The organism is Paenibacillus sp. R14(2021), from assembly GCF_019431355.1.
Taxonomy (GTDB): domain Bacteria; phylum Bacillota; class Bacilli; order Paenibacillales; family Paenibacillaceae; genus Paenibacillus_Z.
This window is the reverse complement of record NZ_CP080269.1, coordinates 2,054,879-2,071,580: the sequence shown is the minus strand read 5'-3', so window position 1 is coordinate 2,071,580 and position 16,702 is coordinate 2,054,879. Positions and strand designations below refer to the sequence as shown.

Sequence of the window (16,702 nt, the reverse complement as noted above, 5' to 3'; positions counted from 1 at the left end):
ATCAGTTTGACGCGGTATGCAGGGGTGGACTTTGACGTTCATGGGAGAGGTTACCTGATGTATTTGCGCAAGGATACGGTTCCGGTCAAGGTAGGTCCGCTCACGATCGGCGGCAATAATGAAGTCATCATACAGAGCATGTGCACCACCAAGACGGCAGACGTTGAAGCGACGGTCGCAGAAATTCTAAGATTGGAAGAAGCAGGCTGCCAGATTGTCCGTGTTACGGTCAACAACAAAGAAGCCGCCGAAGCCATTAAAGAGATCAAGAAACGGATTCATATTCCGCTCGTTGCGGATATTCATTTTGACTATCGGCTAGCCCTGGCGGCTATTGAGAATGGCGTCGATAAAGTCCGGATTAATCCCGGTAATATCGGCCGCAGAGAGAAAGTCGAAGCTGTCGTCAAAGCGTGCAAGGAGCATAACATTCCGATCCGAATTGGCGTCAATGCTGGCTCGCTGGAAAATCATCTGCTCGAGAAGTACGGTTATCCGACGCCGGAAGCGATGGTAGAGAGCGCTCTGTTCCATATCGGAATTCTTGAAGAGCTTAATTTCCATGACATTATCGTTTCGCTTAAGGCATCCGACGTTCCGATGGCGATCGAAGCCTATCGTATGGCAGCAGAAGTGATTCGATATCCGCTTCACCTGGGCATCACAGAGGCTGGAACGCTTCATACCGGAACGATTAAGAGCTCGGCAGGTATTGGCGCGCTGCTTGCGATGGGTATAGGCAATACAGTGCGTATCAGCTTAAGCGCCGATCCGGTCGAGGAAGTGAAGGTTGCGCGCGAGCTGCTCAAGACGTTTGGTCTCATTACCAACGCGGCAACGCTCGTGTCCTGCCCGACCTGCGGTCGTCTAGACATCGACCTCTTCTCAATTGCCAACGAAGTCGAGGAATATATCAGCAAGATTAAGGTGCCGATTAAAGTTTCCGTGCTTGGGTGCGCCGTGAACGGTCCCGGCGAAGCGCGTGAAGCGGATATCGGAATTGCGGGAGCTCGAGGCGAAGGCATGCTGTTCCGCTATGGAGAAATGATCCGTAAAGTGCCTGAAGCCGAGCTGCTTTCTGAGTTGAAGAAAGAAATAGACGAGATCGTACGTGTATTCGAGGCAACGGGCGAAATTCCGGGGCGCAAGCATCAGCCCGGTGCGCACGTATCGGCATAGGAACAAACTTTAGCTGAATAGAGCGATTATTCCATCCGGCCAGGGGCAATACTGAACAGTATACGCCCCGTAAAGCCGGATTTTTTATGTGCAGAATGTACGGTATAAGCCGTCGGATTCTGTAATGAGAGGAGTAATTGCAATGAGTTTGAGTGTGATTCTGATGTTTATTCAAGTGTTCTTCGCGATTGTGATCGGGCTGTACTTCTGGAATTTGCTGCGCAATCAGAAGACAAACCGGACGGCCGTAGACAGAGAGTCCCGCAAGGAAATGGATAAGCTGCGCAAACTGCGCTCCGTTTCCCTGACGAAGCCGCTGTCCGAGAAGACGCGTCCACAGACGATCAATGATATCGTCGGCCAGCGTGATGGCCTGCGGGCGCTCAAGGCGGCGCTCTGCAGCGCAAACCCGCAGCATGTAATCATTTACGGTCCTCCCGGCGTTGGGAAAACCGCTGCTGCCCGCGTCGTGCTGGAGGAGGCGAAGAAGAATCCGTCATCGCCTTTCCTGATGGATGCCAAGTTCACTGAAATCGATGCAACGACCGCCCGTTTCGACGAAAGAGGAATCGCGGACCCGCTGATCGGCTCTGTTCATGACCCGATCTACCAAGGGGCGGGAGCGATGGGGGTTGCTGGCATTCCGCAGCCAAAGCCCGGTGCCGTGACCAAGGCCCATGGAGGCATGCTGTTTATTGATGAGATTGGTGAATTGCATCCCATTCAGATGAATAAATTGTTAAAGGTGCTGGAAGACCGCAAGGTGTACCTTGAAAGCGCATATTACAACTCGGAAGACAACAATATTCCGATGTATATCCATGATATTTTTCAGAACGGCTTGCCAGCGGATTTCCGGCTCGTTGGCGCGACGACGCGTTCGCCGCAGGAACTTCCACCAGCCCTTCGTTCACGCTGCATGGAAATCTATTTCCGTCCGCTGCTGCCGGATGAAATCTCGCAGATCGCCGTCAACGCGCTTAAGAAGATCGGCCTTCCTCCATCGCAGGAAGCCATTGATGTCGTTACCCGCTATGCAACGAACGGGCGCGAAGCAGTCAACGTCATTCAATTGGCAGCAGGCCTGGCGCTTTCTGAGAAACGGGACACCCTCACGGCGGCGGATATCGAGTGGGTTGTAAACAGCAGCCAAATTCCGCCGCGTCCTGACCGTAAAGTGCCTGCCGCGCCGCAGATCGGATTTGTAAACGGACTTGCGGTATATGGGCCGAATATGGGGACGCTGCTTGAAATCGAGGTCAGCGCGATCGGAGCGCGGGCTGGCAAAGGCGTTTATACGATTACAGGCGTCGTCGACGAGGAAGAGCTGGGCGGAGGAAGCAGCCGGACGCTGAGACGCAAGAGCATGGCTAAGGGCTCGATTGAGAATGTGCTCACCGTGCTGCGCAGGATGGGTATGAAGCCCGAGAATTATGACTTGCATATTAACTTTCCCGGCGGCACGCCGATTGACGGACCGTCTGCAGGCATCGCGATGGCGACCGCCATCGCTTCTGCCATTAAAGCAGAGCCGATTAGCAACAAGCTGGCGATGACAGGCGAGATGGGCATCCACGGCAACGTGAAGCCTGTTGGCGGCGTGCTGGCTAAGGTAGAGGCGGCGTTCCAGGCAGGGGCCGATACGGTCATTATTCCGCGTGAGAACTGGCAGGCGATATTCGCCGATCTGCAAGGCGTTCAGGTGATTCCGGTCGATCATGTGGAGGAAGTGTTCCGCCACGTATTCGGAGCCGACGACCTTACGGTACCTGCCGCCGCACCGGCGCCGGCTGCCGATGTTTTTATCGCCAAGGGGCTGCCTTATTTGCAGGCGGATTCCGTTGAGTGATAATATGGAGAAAGGCGCTAAGACTTAAGGCCGAAGTTTTCGGTCACGATATGGTGAGCGTGGAACTTCAAAGACGGAGGTGCTGGAATGGGACCTGCTAAATGGAAAGGTCGTCGATTGCCCCTTTTACCGCTTAGGGGGCTTCTTGTATACCCCAGCATGGTGCTGCATTTGGATGTAGGCAGAGAGAAATCCGTGCGCGCGTTAGACCGCGCCATGCTGGACGATCATATGATTTTGCTGTGCTCGCAGTCGGAAGTGAATATTGAAGAGCCGTCGCAGGAGGATATTTACCGCGTCGGCACGGTTGCCCGCGTAAGGCAAATGCTCAAACTTCCGAACGGAACGATTCGCGTGCTCGTCGAAGGCGTAACCCGTGCGGAGATCGTCGATTATTTGCCGAACGACGACTATTATGAAGTGTCGATCCGCGAGCTGCCGGAATCGGAATCAACGGACTCCGAAATCGATGCGCTAATGCGAACGGTGCTGAACCAGTTCGAGCATTATATTAATTTGTCGAAAAAGGTGACACCGGAGACACTCGCCGCGGTATCCGATATCGACGAGCCGGGCCGGCTGGCGGATGTCATTTCGAGCCATCTATCGCTCAAGATCAAGGATAAGCAGGATATCTTGGAGACGGTTGATGTCAGGGAGCGTCTAGAGCGACTGCTCGATATTTTGAACAACGAGCGGGAAGTGCTGGAGCTTGAGCGCAAGATCAGCCAGCGCGTCAAGAAGCAAATGGAGAAAACCCAGAAGGAATACTATTTGCGCGAGCAAATGAAAGCCATTCAGAAGGAACTGGGCGAGAAAGAAGGACGAGCGGGCGAGGTGGAAGAACTCCGCACGCAAATGGCTGAATCCGGCATACCTGATAAGGTCAGAGAGAAGGTCGAGAAAGAAATTGACCGTCTTGAGAAGATGCCGTCCACGTCAGCGGAAGGCGGCGTCATTCGCAATTATATCGATTGGCTACTTTCCCTTCCTTGGAACAAGCAGACCGATGATGACCTCAACGTATCGAAGGCCGAGAGCATATTGAACGAGGACCATTATGGTCTGGAGAAGCCGAAAGAACGCGTACTTGAATATTTGGCCGTTCAACAGCTCGTGAAGAAACTGAAAGGCCCTATTCTCTGTCTCGTCGGACCTCCGGGTGTCGGTAAGACGTCTATGGCGCGATCCATCGCCAAATCGATGGGCCGGGAGTTTGTTCGCATCTCGCTTGGCGGCGTCCGTGACGAAGCCGAGATACGCGGCCACCGCCGTACGTATGTAGGCGCAATGCCTGGCCGTATTATTCAAGGCATGAAGACAGCAGGATCATTAAATCCCGTCTTCCTGCTCGATGAGATCGACAAAATGGCGATGGACTTTCGCGGCGATCCGGCCTCCGCGCTGCTTGAGGTGCTGGATCCGGAGCAGAACAACACGTTCAGCGATCATTTTATCGAAGTGCCGTTCGACTTATCTAACGTCATGTTCATTACGACGGCCAATGCGATTCACAATATTCCGCGGCCGCTGCTCGATCGGATGGAAGTGCTGTACATTCCCGGCTACACGGAGCTCGAGAAGCTTCAAATTGCTACAAGGTACCTGCTTCCTAAGCAGAAGCGGGAGCACGGCATTCAAGAGGGCCGGATGTTAATCAGTGAAAACAGCCTGCTGCAGGTCGTTCGCGAATACACGCGTGAGTCCGGTGTTCGTAATTTAGAGCAGCAAATTGCGGCGATTTGTCGAAAAGCCGCAAGGGCAATTGTAAGCGAAGAGAATGCGGAGACTGCAGAGCCTATTGAAGTCGATGCATCCAAAGTGAAGGAATGGCTCGGACCGCCGAAATTCCGCTATGGCATGGCGGAGGTCGAGGATCAGATCGGTGCTGTAACCGGACTTGCATGGACCGAAGTAGGCGGCGATACGCTGGTTATCGAAGTAACGGTGCTGCCGGGTAGCGGGAAGCTGACTCTGACCGGTAAACTAGGAGATGTCATGAAGGAATCTGCACAGGCTGCGTTCAGCTACACGCGGTCACGTGCAAACGAGCTAGGTATCGATCCTCAGTTCCATGAGAAGAATGACATCCACATTCATATTCCCGAGGGAGCGATTCCGAAGGACGGTCCTTCAGCAGGCATAACGATGGCGACGGCGCTTATATCCGCGTTAACGAACAGGTATGTATCGAAAGAAGTTGCGATGACGGGCGAAATCACGCTTCGTGGACGCGTGCTGCCAATTGGCGGCTTGAAAGAGAAATCGCTTGCCGCGCATCGTGCCGGCATTAAGAAAGTGCTTCTGCCGAAAGACAACGAACGCGACCTGCGCGACATTCCGGACAGCATTAGGAACGAGATGGAGTTTGTTCCGGTCAGTTCGATGGACGAGGTCCTTCAGCACGCGCTTACTCAAGCACAAGTGCATTCACCGGTAGAAACGCATTAGAAAGCAGGTTACTTAGACGTGAAGATTACCAATGTAGAATTTGTTATCAGTGCTGTACAGCCCCATCAATATCCTGACGATGCCTTGCCAGAGTTTGCTCTGGCAGGGCGTTCTAATGTCGGCAAATCATCGCTCATCAATCGTATGATTATGCGCAAAGGACTTGCTAGAACGAGCTCGCAGCCCGGCAAAACACAGCAGCTCAATTATTATCGCGTTAACGGTCAAGTGTATCTGGTCGACTTTCCAGGCTATGGCTACGCGAAGGTATCCAAGGTACAGCGCCAGCAGTTCGGAACAATGATTGAGACCTTCCTAAGCGACAGAGAGCCGCTGAAGATGGTGCTGCTCATCATTGATATTCGGCATGCTCCGTCCAAGGACGATGTACTCATGTACGATTGGCTGAAGCATTTTGAAATTCCGGTTTGCGTCGTTACGACGAAGGCAGACAAAGTGCCGCGCAGTCAATGGGATAAGCAGATCAAGCTCGTCAAGCAAACCTTAGGCTTCCAGACCGGTGACCATCATGTCCTGTTCTCATCAGAGACGGGGCTTGGCCGTGATGAGCTATGGGCCGTTATTAACAGCATGATTGAGGAAACAAGTGAAGAAGCGGAAGAAACAGCAGAAGTTTCAATCGAATAGCGAGGATTACGCACAATTTCACGGACTCATCGTAAAATCTCCTTAATTATTCAGAAATATGCGAGAATATCGCGGCTGGACGGCAGGAAGAAACAGCCGCGATGCGGTATAATAGACGTAAGCAATCGTTTTACAAACGCGTTACTTTAAAGAATTGAGGAGATTTTTATGGCTCAGCGGATAGCCACAGAGTATGTCAATGCTTCTCTGCAATTAACGGCTGAAGAGATGGCGGGATTTGTCCGGTTCTTCGAAGACCAGCATGTCAAGCATCAGGTGCGGGTGTTGGAGAACGGCAATCACGAGATGGTTCTCGAGGACGACGCAGGACGAGAAGAGGTCCGCTTAACTTTCGAGCGTCAGCAAGATCAGTTTGTTTGCCTGCTTTCCTGCCGAATGCTGCATCCGAAACTGACGAACGCAATGCGCAAGGCCGTGGCAGCATTTCGCGGCGATGCCGTCGTCAATCGTATTTATCCCAATTACACGATGACATATCATTACGTACAAGGCAACGTTCGCAAAATTGTTGAAATCAAGAACAATGAAGCGAGAGTGATTTTCGAATTCAAGGATACGATCGGTCAGCTCGAAGCTGCATTCCGTGTTATGGATATCGAGAATGAGATCGCGATCGTTCACGGCGCGGTTGATCAACTGCTGGATTTGCGTAATCAATGCAGCAACCAAGCACAAATTGCTATGATTGATGCACGTTTAGCCGCTTATACGAAGCAGCTGTTTAGGTTGGAAGCATAAGTCTTCAATGAAGGATATAATTGTCCAGAGCCGCATATACTGCGGCTTTTTTTATTTTAAACACAACAATTGGACGAACACATAAGCCTTTGTTCCAACATACGTTGGTAACTGGAGTTTGCAGTGTGTTCTCAAATCAAATTTGCCTAAAAAAAACTATTGCATTTATCCGCAATAGATGGTATTTTTATTTTCGTTGCAATGAATATTAGGAACCAGGATTCACTCAGGACATGGTAATGTTGCGAGAGGAAAGTCCCTCGGGCAGTGAATGACGTAGGTCCTAGCGGATGAAATTACAAAACATTTTATTCCTAGGAAGGGGGAACCGAGAGATGGAATATTCAACTTTCGGAAGACACGTTGCTGTTGACACTTGGGGTGTGGATTTTGACCTGCTCAACAACTCCGAATTTTTACAAGCCCAAATGGTAGAGGCGGCTGAAGCTTGCGGCGCTACCGTACTCTCCGTACAAGCCAAACAATTTGAACCACAAGGTGCGACGGTGCTCGTTATGCTGTCAGAAAGTCATCTTTCCATTCACACGTATCCTGAGAGAGGCTTCGCTGCTCTTGATTGTTACACTTGTGGAGAAACAGTGGATCCGCAGCTTGCGATCGACTACATGATGTCTGTATTGAAACCGAAAATGACACATGCTAAGAAGCTTGTCCGCGGCATGGGAGAATTACAAGTCGTTGAAGCAGATATGAAGCAAGCCGAGCTTGTGTAACATTTTTTTATAGGATGAGATAAAGGCCGCGAGTGCAATCGCGGCTTTTTTGTTACGATGAAACAGGGATGAGTATTTCAAATAATTTTCATAATTGCGGGGGTACAGGTTGTCGAACTGTGCTATACTAATTGTGAAAATCACGTTGAAGGGCAGGTGAACGCACATGCACATTATGGTTGTCGGACTTAATTATCGGACAGCTCCAGTTGAGGTTAGAGAACGGTTTACATTCGCTGACCGCGACTTGCCTGAGGCTTTGAAGCAATTGAAGCAAACCAAAAGCATTATGGAATGTGTCATCGTAGCGACCTGTAACCGTACAGAGCTTTATGCAGTTGTGGACCGACCACACTTGTGCGGTCACTACATTCGCAGTTTTATGGAGAAATGGTTTAAAACCCCGAGAGAGGATTTCACCTCGGATTTATATATGCATGAAGATGAGAAGGCAATCGAGCATTTGTTCCGAGTAACGAGCGGTTTGGATTCCATGGTCATCGGCGAGACGCAGATTCTGGGTCAAGTCAAAGATGCTTTCCTCCTAGCGCAGGAGCAGAAGACGACGGGAACGCTCTTTAACTCCATCTTCAAGCAGTCGGTTACGCTTGCGAAAAAAGCTCACTCCGATACAGCAGTCGGCGAAGCTGCAGTATCTGTCAGCTACGCGGCCGTGGAGCTCGGCAAGCGCATCTTCGGCCAATTTGGCGGCAAGACCGTCATGATTGTCGGTGCCGGCAAAATGAGCGAGCTGACGGCTAAGCATCTTTACTCGAGCGGCGTTAAGAAGGTTTTCGTCGTGAACCGCACGTATGACCGTGCCGTTCAGCTGGCAGACAAGTTTAATGGCACTCCGCTTGATATGAAAGAAGCTGTCGCGAGGCTGCACGAGACGGATATTGTCATCAGCTCAACGGGTTCGGATGGCTATGTTCTGACGCGTGAACAGGTTACTGCAGCGATGCAAAAACGTAAATCGCGGCCATTGTTCATGATTGATATCGCGGTTCCGCGAGATTTGGATCCGGCGATTGCTTCGGTCGAGAATGTATTCCTCTATGACATTGATGATTTAGAAGGCATTGTCGAGAGCAACATGGAGCAGCGCCGCCAGGAAGCAGCCAAGATTGAAGTGCTAATCGAGGCCGAGGTCGAAGCATACCGTCAATGGTACAAAACGCTCGGCGTCGCTCCGCTTATTCAGGCGCTTCAGACGAAAGCAGCTGCCATTCACGCAGAAACGATGGACAGTTTAACGAATAAGCTGCCTGATCTGGGCGATCGCGAGCTGAAGATCATTCACAAACTGACGAAGAGCATCGTTAATCAAATGATGCACGACCCCATTCTTCGGGTGAAGGAAATGGCTGGGGAGAAGCATGCGGATCAAGCGATGGATATGTTTGTGAAATTGTTCGCGCTTGAAGAAGAGCTTGAGCGGACGGCGGAAAAGGCCGAGAAATCGAAGCCGGTTATCGAGAAATCATCGCCGGCAGACACCTTAGCTAAGCTTGGCCAAGGTGCGATTGCGGCCGTTACGACCTAAATCAGCCAACGTTTGCGGAGGCGCCAATGGTTACACACAACTGGTTTTATGATGGAATGATGTACGTATACGCCCTGAGCCTCCTCTTTTACTTCTCGGATTTCGTGGATCGAAACCGGGAAGCGAAGCAGGTGGGAACAGGGCTCCTTGTTTTCGTCTGGATCCTTCAAACAGGCTTTCTAATTCATCGGATTATCTCCCATTTGGACATGACCGTATTGAATTTGTTTGAATATTTATTCGTTTTCTCTTGGCTGCTTATCACGGTTTCTTTAGTGATGAGCCGTTTTTTTCGAATGGAGTTTATCGTCTTCTTCGTGAACGTGTTCGGCTTTGCGATCTTGACGGTCAATTTGTTTCGGATCGGCAGCGGTGCTTCGTTGGCGCGCTGGGAGCTTGCCCATGACATGCTTTATGTCCATATTGGGCTTATGCTTCTTGCTTATACGGCTTTTACGGTCAGTGCGATTTTCTCGGGGATGTATATGTTTCTGTTCGCGCGTCTCAAGGGCAAGCAATGGACGAAGCGGATGCAGCGCCTGCCGAGCCTGGATGCGGCCGACCGTTTTATGTTTCGTGTCTCATTGATTGGAACACCGCTGCTCTTGCTGTCGTTAACGGTTGCGGTTACGTCCATCCTCATCGAAGGGCGATACGGGCTGCTGTTAGATTGGAAGGTGTTGACGTCGTTCGTCGCGTTGGCTCTCTATATATGGAACGTCATGAAGCACCAATGGTTTGACGGTACGGGCTGGAAGTTCGCGCGGTTTAATCTCATTAGCTATACCGTTCTGCTGTTGAATGTATTTATTAATCAGGCATCCAATTTCCATGGGTGGTCGTAGATACCGCGGACCTATTGCGAGGAGGAAGAAGCATTGCCCGGCTATTATCCTATGATGATGAAGCTCGCAGGCAAACGCTGTATCGTGGTCGGCGGCGGTACGGTCGCAGAGCGAAAGGTGCTCGGATTAATAGAAGGCGGAGCGGACACAGTCATTGTCATTGCACCTGCCTCGACCGAACGGCTTCAGGCACTTACCGGAAGCGGGTGTATTGCCTATGTACAAAGGGAATACAGAGAAAGTGACCTTGAAGGTGCCTTCTTGCTCATCGCCGCAACGAACGATCGTCAACTTAATGCGCGAATCGCAGCTGCTGCAGATGAACGTGGAATTCCCGTTAACACGGCAGATCGGTCGGAGCTAGGCAGTTTCATAACGCCTGCTGTCGTGAAACGAGGGGATTTAACTATCGCTTTGTCGACAGGCGGAGCCAGCCCTGCCTTGACGGCGCTGCTGAAACGAAGACTTGCAGAGCAATACGGACCCGAATACGAGGGGTTTCTTGAACGGCTGCATGCGCTTCGCAAACGAGTACTTGAAATCATAACAGAGCCAGGCTTGCGTACTGCGGTGCTGCGGCTTGCGGCCGAAGAACTGCCTCTGTTCACAGAAACGGCGGATAAGCAAGCACGTGCGAAGGATTCTTGGCCCTATGCCGATATGAGCGAATACCAGCTAGAAGAATGGATGAATAGGCTGCTGCAGGCGGCTGAGAGGGGATGTTAAACCATGGCATACATTATTAATGGGCGCCGGACCATCGTTGTCGGAACGAGACAGAGTGCGCTAGCGCTGACGCAAACCGGGCAAGTCATCGATCAATTGAAAGCGCTGAGCCAAGAGCATGGATTAACGTATGACTTCGAAATTCGAAAGATCGTGACAAAAGGCGACCAAATCCTGGATGTAACCTTGTCCAAGGTAGGCGGGAAAGGTCTTTTTGTCAAAGAAATCGAACAAGCACTGATCGATGGAGAAATCGACCTCGCTGTACATAGCATGAAAGACATGCCTTACGAGCTGCCTGAAGGCCTCATGAATGGCGCCGTGCCGAAGCGCGTCGACCCGAGAGACTGCCTCGTGACGGCTGGCGGGCTCTCATTCGAGAATCTCCCGCAAGGAGCGAAAGTAGGAACGAGCAGCCTGCGCCGTGCCAGCCAATTGAAATATGCCCGTCCGGATCTGCAAATTGAATCCATCCGGGGAAACATTGATTCCCGAATTAAGAAGCTGGAGAGCGAAGGCTTCGATGCCATCGTGCTGGCGGCGGCGGGTCTGCATCGGATGAGCTGGGAGTCCAAGATTTCGACGTTTCTGTCAGAAGAGGTTTGTGTCCCTGCGGTAGGCCAAGGCGCGCTAGGCATCGAATGCCGGGAGAACGATAAAGAGGTTCGTCACCTGCTGTCGCTCTTTAACGACGAGCTGACCGCGCTGACCGTGTCTGCCGAGCGAAGCTTCCTAGGTGCACTAAACGGCGGCTGCCAAATTCCGATCGGAGCGCATGCCGTCGTTGTGGAACAAGATGGCGAGGGTACAATAACGATGTCGTTGACAGGCATCGTCGGCTCGCCCGATGGAACGATCCTTCTGAAAGAAACGATGCGTGGAACTGATCCCGAAGCGCTGGGTGTTGAAGTTGCGAATTTGCTGAAAGCCAAGGGAGCTGACCGTATTTTATCGGAAGTAAGGGGATGATCGGTTTGCTTACGGAGAAAAGCAAAGGGAAAGTTTATTTGGTAGGGGCGGGTCCCGGCGATCCGAAGCTGATTACCGTTCGGGGCAGGGAATGCATTGGACTCTGCGATGTGATTGTTTATGATAGGCTTGCAAGTCCGAGGCTGCTTCGTTACTTGAAGCCAGGCGCTAAAAAAATATACGTCGGCAAGCTGCCCGACCGTCATACAATGAAACAAGAAGACATTAATCAACTGCTTGTCGATCTCGCCTTGGAGGGTAAAATCGTCACGCGGCTTAAAGGCGGCGATCCGACGATCTTCGGCCGAGTCGGCGAGGAAGCCGAGCTGTTGCAGCAGCACGGTATTGAATTTGACATCGTACCGGGCATTACCTCAGCCATTGCCGTGCCTGCTTATGCCGGCATTCCTGTGACGCATAGAGATTTGGCCTCTTCCTTATCCATCATTACCGGCCATGAGAGTCCGGACAAGCTGGACCAGTCTATTCACTGGGACAAGGTGACGCTCGCTACAGGAACGCTTGTATTCCTCATGGGGGTCGCCAAAATCGGCTATATCGCGGAACAGCTGGTCAAGCACGGCAAGCCGGCTTCGACGCCGGTGGCACTCATTCGCTGGGGTACGCGCGTCGAGCAGCGGACGATCACGGGGACGCTCGAGACAATCGAAGCAATCGTGAAGGCGGCGAAGTTTAAACCGCCTGCGGTTATCGTTGTCGGCGATGTCGTTCTGCAGCGCGAGAAGCTGCAGTGGTATGAGAACAAGCCGCTGTTCGGTACGCGCGTGCTGGTGACGAGAGCGAGGGCGCAGAGCAGCGACCTGGTGGAACGGATTGAGGAGTTTGGAGGCGAGCCTTGCGAATTTCCTGTCATTGAGACGCGTGAACCTCAGAATCTCGAGACACTCGCGCTGCTGCAGGCGGCGATGGCAGATGCGCCTTCATACGATTGGATCATGTTCACCAGCGTGAACGGTGTCGACTATTTCTTCGATTGGCTGAAGAAGCTGCGAATCGATATTCGTCAATTCCACCGTGCACGCATCGCCGCAGTCGGGCCGAAGACGGCTGAAGCGCTCGAGAAACACGGCATTCTTGTCGATATGCTTCCGGTCAAGTTTCAGGCCGAAGACCTGCTGGACAGCTTAGCGGAGAATCTGGTGCCAGGACAACGGGTCCTGCTGCCGCGGGGGGATCTGGCCCGTGAAGTGCTGCCGCGGACGTTGAAAGACAAAGGTCTGCAGCCGGTCGAAATCGATGTATATGAAACTGTTATCGCCCAAGACCAGGACGAAGATGTGCTTGACCTGCTGCGAAGCGGCGGCATACATGTCATTACCTTCGCAAGCTCGTCGACCGTTACTAATTTCCTTGAATTGCTGCGCCGCATGGGCGTAGAGAAACCACTTGACCTGCTGCAAGGCATTGATATTGCATGCATCGGTCCTGTGACGGCTCGCACAGCAGCTGACGCCGGACTGAACGTTACGATACAACCGGAAGATGCAACGATTGACGGACTCATTGAAGCTATTGCCGAATCCCGCTTGAAGCATCGCACGAAATAGGAGGCGTTTTGATTATGGCATTTCCGATTACGAGAAATCGCAGGCTTCGGAGAACGGCTGCGCTGCGGAGCTTAGTGCGCGAAACCCAGCTGACTGTAGACGATTTTATTTACCCGCTCTTTGTGACGCACGGCAAAGGCGTCAAAGAAGAAATTTCATCGATGCCCGGCGTTTACCATCTGTCGCTTGATCTTTTGAGAGCTGAAATCGACGCTGTCACGGCTTCAGGCGTGAAGGCCGTGCTGCTATTCGGGGTACCAGATTCCAAGGATGCAACGGGTTCATCGGCATACGATGCGAACGGCATCGTACAGCAGGCGACTCGTGCCGTGAAAGAATGGGCGCCTGAGCTGCTCGTCGTTGCGGATACGTGCCTGTGCCAATTTACCGATCACGGCCATTGCGGTATGATTCATCATGATCCGCGTACCGGTAATGCGGAGATCGACAATGATTCTTCCCTGGAGCTGCTGGTCAAAACGGCGGTTTCGCAAGCGGAAGCCGGTGCGGATATCATCGCACCTTCCAATATGATGGACGGGTTCGTCGGCGCAATCCGCGAAGGGCTTGACGCAGCGGGCTTTGAAATGGTGCCCATCATGTCCTACTCCGTCAAGTTCGCTTCTGCCTTCTACGGTCCATTCCGTGAGGCCGCGCATTCCACGCCGCAGTTCGGTGACCGCAAAACGTATCAAATGGATCCTGCAAATGCACGCGAAGCGATGCGCGAAGCGGAAGCGGATGTCATTGAAGGCGCCGATTTCCTCATGGTGAAGCCTGCGCTTGCTTATATGGACATCATTCGCATGCTGAAGGAGCATTTTGACTTGCCTGTAGCGGCTTATAACGTCAGCGCCGAATATTCCATGGTCAAGGCGGCTGCGGCAAACGGCTGGATTGATGAGCGTGCTGTCGTTCTTGAATCGTTGACCGGCATGAAACGCGCTGGTGCAGACCTCATCATCACCTATCATGCGCTGGATGCGGCCCGCTGGCTTAGAGGCGAGTAACGAAGCAGCTCTATCCCGAATAGGATTACAAAAGAACAGACTGGCGGTGTTACTTATGATAGATAAGAATCGTAAACGGACGGACGAACGATCCAGAGCGGCATTTGCAAAAGCGAAAACCGTAATTCCGGGCGGTGTCAATTCCCCGGTTCGCGCGTTTAAATCCGTTGGCTTGACGCCTGTATATATGGATCGCGGGGAAGGTTACCGCGTCTTCGATATCGATGGAAACAGCTATATCGATTATGTCGCTTCATGGGGCCCTCTCATCATGGGTCATGCGCACCCGGAGGTCATCGAAGCGGTGAAGAAAACGGCAGAGAAGGGGACAAGCTTCGGCGCGCCGACAGAGCTCGAGACGCTGATGGCCGAGCTTGTCTGCGAGCGCGTGCCGTCTGTTGAAGTGGTGCGGATGGTGAACTCCGGCACGGAAGCGACGATGAGTGCGCTGCGTCTTGCACGCGGCTATACGAAGCGGAGCAAGATTTTGAAATTCGAGGGGTCCTATCACGGTCATGCCGACAGCCTGCTCATTAAAGCCGGCTCGGGTGTCGCGACGCTTGGACTTCCCGATAGCCCTGGCGTGCCCGAAAGTGTAGCCTCGCACACGATTACAGTGCCATACAATGACTTGGATTCCGTAAAGCTCGCTTTCGAGCAGTTCGGCGAAGAAATCGCCTGCATTATCGTGGAGCCCGTTGCCGGTAATATGGGCGTCGTTCCGCCGCTGCCCGGCTTCCTTCAGGGACTTCGCGATGTGACGTCGCAATACGGCAGCCTGTTGATCTTCGACGAGGTCATGACCGGTTTCCGCGTCAACTATCACTGTGCGCAGGGACTTTTCGGTATTACGCCGGACCTGACCTGCCTCGGCAAGGTCATCGGCGGCGGCCTGCCTGTCGGTGCATACGGCGGCAAACGCGAAATCATGGAAATGATGGCGCCAAGCGGCCCGATCTATCAAGCGGGCACCTTGTCAGGCAATCCGCTTGCCATGGCAGCCGGCTACACGACCCTCAGCCTGCTTACGCCTGACATTTATGAGCAGATGGAGCGGATGTCCGTACGTCTTCAGCTTGGCTTTGAAGCGAACGCAGCGAAGCATGGCATTCCTAGCACGATCAACCGTGTGGGCTCCATGGTATGTCCGTTCTTCACGGAAACCCATGTCATCAACTATGATACGGCAAAAACAGCCGATCTGGAGCGGTTTAAAGCTTATTTTGGCGCTATGCTCGATTTAGGTATCAGCATTGCACCTTCGCAATTCGAAGGGATGTTCGTCTCCGGCATTCACGACGAGGCAGCGATTGATGCAACAATCGATGCGCATGACGAGGCGCTTCGCCGGTTATAGAACAGAACGTTCAGCAATCGATGATTTGAGGGGATGCGTGAATATGAATCTTCAACTTGAAGATTTGCGTTATGAGCGAAGCGGAGAGTGGCTCTTGCTGTCGGCTGAGAAGCTCTTCACGATTGCGAATAACGCTGGCAGGACATCTTCTCCGATAGAGGCCGGGAGCCATCCGCACCAAGTGCGGATTTGGCTGCTGGCCCTTGGTTTATTTCCGGAGAAATGGTTAAATCGGTTGTTCTCGGTCGGCGGCATTCAAATGGAGGGGCCTTACATCCGCCTGCAAACCTTCCTGCCCGGAGATTCGGTACGGGATGCGGCTTATCGGATGGCGCTTTCGGAGTCTCCAGGAGGCAATAAGCTTCAAGATACTTCCAGGGCATCAGTGCTATACGCCGACGATTGGTGCATGGTGATGAACAAGCCGGCGGGCATGCCCGTCCATCCGGCTGCGCCGGGACAACGAGGAACCTTGGACGAGCATGCAGCAAGGTTCAGCCTGCAGTCGAAAGATCCTCAGCCTGCGAAACACATTCATCGGCTGGACGACGATACGGCGGGGCCGGTGCTTTATGCGCGCAATGAGCTTGCACAGCTGCGGCTTGATGAAGCGATGCGCGGCAAAACCATCGGGAGACAATATGCCGCCATTGTTCAAGGCAGAATAAAGCCATCAAGCGGAATCGTTCATGTCCCTATTGGTAAAGACCGCCATCATCGATCCCGGCGCAGAGTGTCGCCGGAAGGCGACCAAGCCGTTACGCATTACGAAACGATTGAAGTCTATCAAGATGCGTCTCTAGTCCGCTTATGGCTGGAGACGGGAAGAACCCATCAAATACGTGTTCATATGAGCTATCTTGGTCATCCGCTGGTTGGCGATACGTTGTACGGCGGCCGTGATACGCGCTTGACGCATCAAGCGCTTCGAGGTGAGCAGTTAACGTTCCAACATCCTTGGACAGGCAAAGCGATGATCGTAGAGGCTCCTGAGCCGTCCTGGTTCCGTGAAGCCCGCGAACGGCGAGCTTCTCTGTGAAAATCGTAGTCATGCCTCTCCG

The 16,702-nt window shown here is 52.6% G+C and carries 14 protein-coding genes; all 14 read left to right on the top strand.

All coding sequences use genetic code 11. The features are described 5' to 3' along the window. The first annotated feature begins 57 nt into the window (after window positions 1-57). Window positions 58-1,179, top strand: coding sequence for a flavodoxin-dependent (E)-4-hydroxy-3-methylbut-2-enyl-diphosphate synthase (gene ispG / locus KXU80_RS09795; protein WP_219837997.1), 1,122 nt, complete (start codon window positions 58-60; stop codon window positions 1,177-1,179). A gap of 142 nt (window positions 1,180-1,321) precedes the next feature. After that, the gene (gene lonB / locus KXU80_RS09790) at window positions 1,322-3,028 is read left to right on the top strand and encodes an ATP-dependent protease LonB (protein ID WP_219837996.1); all 1,707 of its coding nucleotides are present in this window, start codon (window positions 1,322-1,324) and stop codon (window positions 3,026-3,028) included. An 87-nt stretch (window positions 3,029-3,115) separates the two neighbouring features. Next, window positions 3,116-5,479: an endopeptidase La gene (gene lon / locus KXU80_RS09785; protein ID WP_219837995.1), complete on the top strand. Its 2,364-nt coding sequence runs from the start codon at window positions 3,116-3,118 to the stop codon at window positions 5,477-5,479. 18 nt (window positions 5,480-5,497) lie between these two features. After that, a complete protein-coding gene (gene yihA, locus KXU80_RS09780; RefSeq protein ID WP_219837994.1) occupies window positions 5,498-6,127 on the top strand; it encodes a ribosome biogenesis GTP-binding protein YihA/YsxC in 630 nt (209 codons plus the stop codon). 168 nt (window positions 6,128-6,295) lie between these two features. Then, window positions 6,296-6,886 carry a non-ribosomal peptide synthetase module gene (locus KXU80_RS09775; protein ID WP_219837993.1) on the top strand — a complete coding sequence of 197 codons (591 nt, stop codon included), beginning with the start codon at window positions 6,296-6,298 and terminating at the stop codon, window positions 6,884-6,886. Between the two features lie 335 nt (window positions 6,887-7,221). After that, on the top strand, window positions 7,222-7,620 hold the full coding sequence (speD, locus tag KXU80_RS09770; protein ID WP_219837992.1) for an adenosylmethionine decarboxylase: 399 nt from the start codon (window positions 7,222-7,224) through the stop codon (window positions 7,618-7,620). 166 nt (window positions 7,621-7,786) lie between these two features. Then, window positions 7,787-9,166, top strand: a complete 1,380-nt coding sequence (gene hemA, locus KXU80_RS09765) for a glutamyl-tRNA reductase (protein ID WP_219837991.1) — start codon at window positions 7,787-7,789, stop codon at window positions 9,164-9,166. Between the two features lie 26 nt (window positions 9,167-9,192). After that, the gene (gene ccsA / locus KXU80_RS09760) at window positions 9,193-10,011 is read left to right on the top strand and encodes a cytochrome c biogenesis protein CcsA (protein WP_219837990.1); all 819 of its coding nucleotides are present in this window, start codon (window positions 9,193-9,195) and stop codon (window positions 10,009-10,011) included. Window positions 10,012-10,044: 33 nt separating this feature from the next. Further along, window positions 10,045-10,737 (top strand): precorrin-2 dehydrogenase/sirohydrochlorin ferrochelatase family protein, encoded by a 693-nt coding sequence (locus KXU80_RS09755; RefSeq protein ID WP_219837989.1) that lies wholly within the window; start codon window positions 10,045-10,047, stop codon window positions 10,735-10,737. Window positions 10,738-10,740: 3 nt separating this feature from the next. Beyond that, window positions 10,741-11,706: a hydroxymethylbilane synthase gene (gene hemC, locus KXU80_RS09750; protein ID WP_219837988.1), complete on the top strand. Its 966-nt coding sequence runs from the start codon at window positions 10,741-10,743 to the stop codon at window positions 11,704-11,706. Next, complete coding sequence (gene cobA / locus KXU80_RS09745) at window positions 11,703-13,274, top strand: uroporphyrinogen-III C-methyltransferase (RefSeq protein ID WP_219837987.1); 1,572 nt, start codon at window positions 11,703-11,705, stop codon at window positions 13,272-13,274. Before hemC ends, cobA begins: the two co-directional genes overlap by 4 nt. A gap of 14 nt (window positions 13,275-13,288) precedes the next feature. Continuing rightward, complete coding sequence (gene hemB / locus KXU80_RS09740) at window positions 13,289-14,284, top strand: porphobilinogen synthase (protein WP_219837986.1); 996 nt, start codon at window positions 13,289-13,291, stop codon at window positions 14,282-14,284. A gap of 55 nt (window positions 14,285-14,339) precedes the next feature. Continuing rightward, window positions 14,340-15,641, top strand: coding sequence for a glutamate-1-semialdehyde 2,1-aminomutase (hemL, locus tag KXU80_RS09735; protein ID WP_219837985.1), 1,302 nt, complete (start codon window positions 14,340-14,342; stop codon window positions 15,639-15,641). Window positions 15,642-15,684: 43 nt separating this feature from the next. After that, a complete protein-coding gene (locus tag KXU80_RS09730) occupies window positions 15,685-16,680 on the top strand; it encodes an RluA family pseudouridine synthase (RefSeq protein WP_219837984.1) in 996 nt (331 codons plus the stop codon). Window positions 16,681-16,702: the final 22 nt, after the last annotated feature.

What these genes read in the sequence shown, in the direction of transcription:
- ispG (WP_219837997.1), top strand. Translation starts at nt 58, where the DNA reads ATGTATTTGCGCAAGGATACGGTTCCGGTCAAGGTAGGTCCGCTCACG.
- lonB (WP_219837996.1), top strand. Translation starts at nt 1,322, where the DNA reads ATGAGTTTGAGTGTGATTCTGATGTTTATTCAAGTGTTCTTCGCGATT.
- lon (WP_219837995.1), top strand. Translation starts at nt 3,116, where the DNA reads ATGGGACCTGCTAAATGGAAAGGTCGTCGATTGCCCCTTTTACCGCTT.
- KXU80_RS09775 (WP_219837993.1), top strand. Translation starts at nt 6,296, where the DNA reads ATGGCTCAGCGGATAGCCACAGAGTATGTCAATGCTTCTCTGCAATTA.
- speD (WP_219837992.1), top strand. Translation starts at nt 7,222, where the DNA reads ATGGAATATTCAACTTTCGGAAGACACGTTGCTGTTGACACTTGGGGT.
- hemA (WP_219837991.1), top strand. Translation starts at nt 7,787, where the DNA reads ATGCACATTATGGTTGTCGGACTTAATTATCGGACAGCTCCAGTTGAG.
- ccsA (WP_219837990.1), top strand. Translation starts at nt 9,193, where the DNA reads ATGGTTACACACAACTGGTTTTATGATGGAATGATGTACGTATACGCC.
- hemC (WP_219837988.1), top strand. Translation starts at nt 10,741, where the DNA reads ATGGCATACATTATTAATGGGCGCCGGACCATCGTTGTCGGAACGAGA.
- cobA (WP_219837987.1), top strand. Translation starts at nt 11,703, where the DNA reads ATGATCGGTTTGCTTACGGAGAAAAGCAAAGGGAAAGTTTATTTGGTA.
- hemB (WP_219837986.1), top strand. Translation starts at nt 13,289, where the DNA reads ATGGCATTTCCGATTACGAGAAATCGCAGGCTTCGGAGAACGGCTGCG.
- hemL (WP_219837985.1), top strand. Translation starts at nt 14,340, where the DNA reads ATGATAGATAAGAATCGTAAACGGACGGACGAACGATCCAGAGCGGCA.
- KXU80_RS09730 (WP_219837984.1), top strand. Translation starts at nt 15,685, where the DNA reads ATGAATCTTCAACTTGAAGATTTGCGTTATGAGCGAAGCGGAGAGTGG.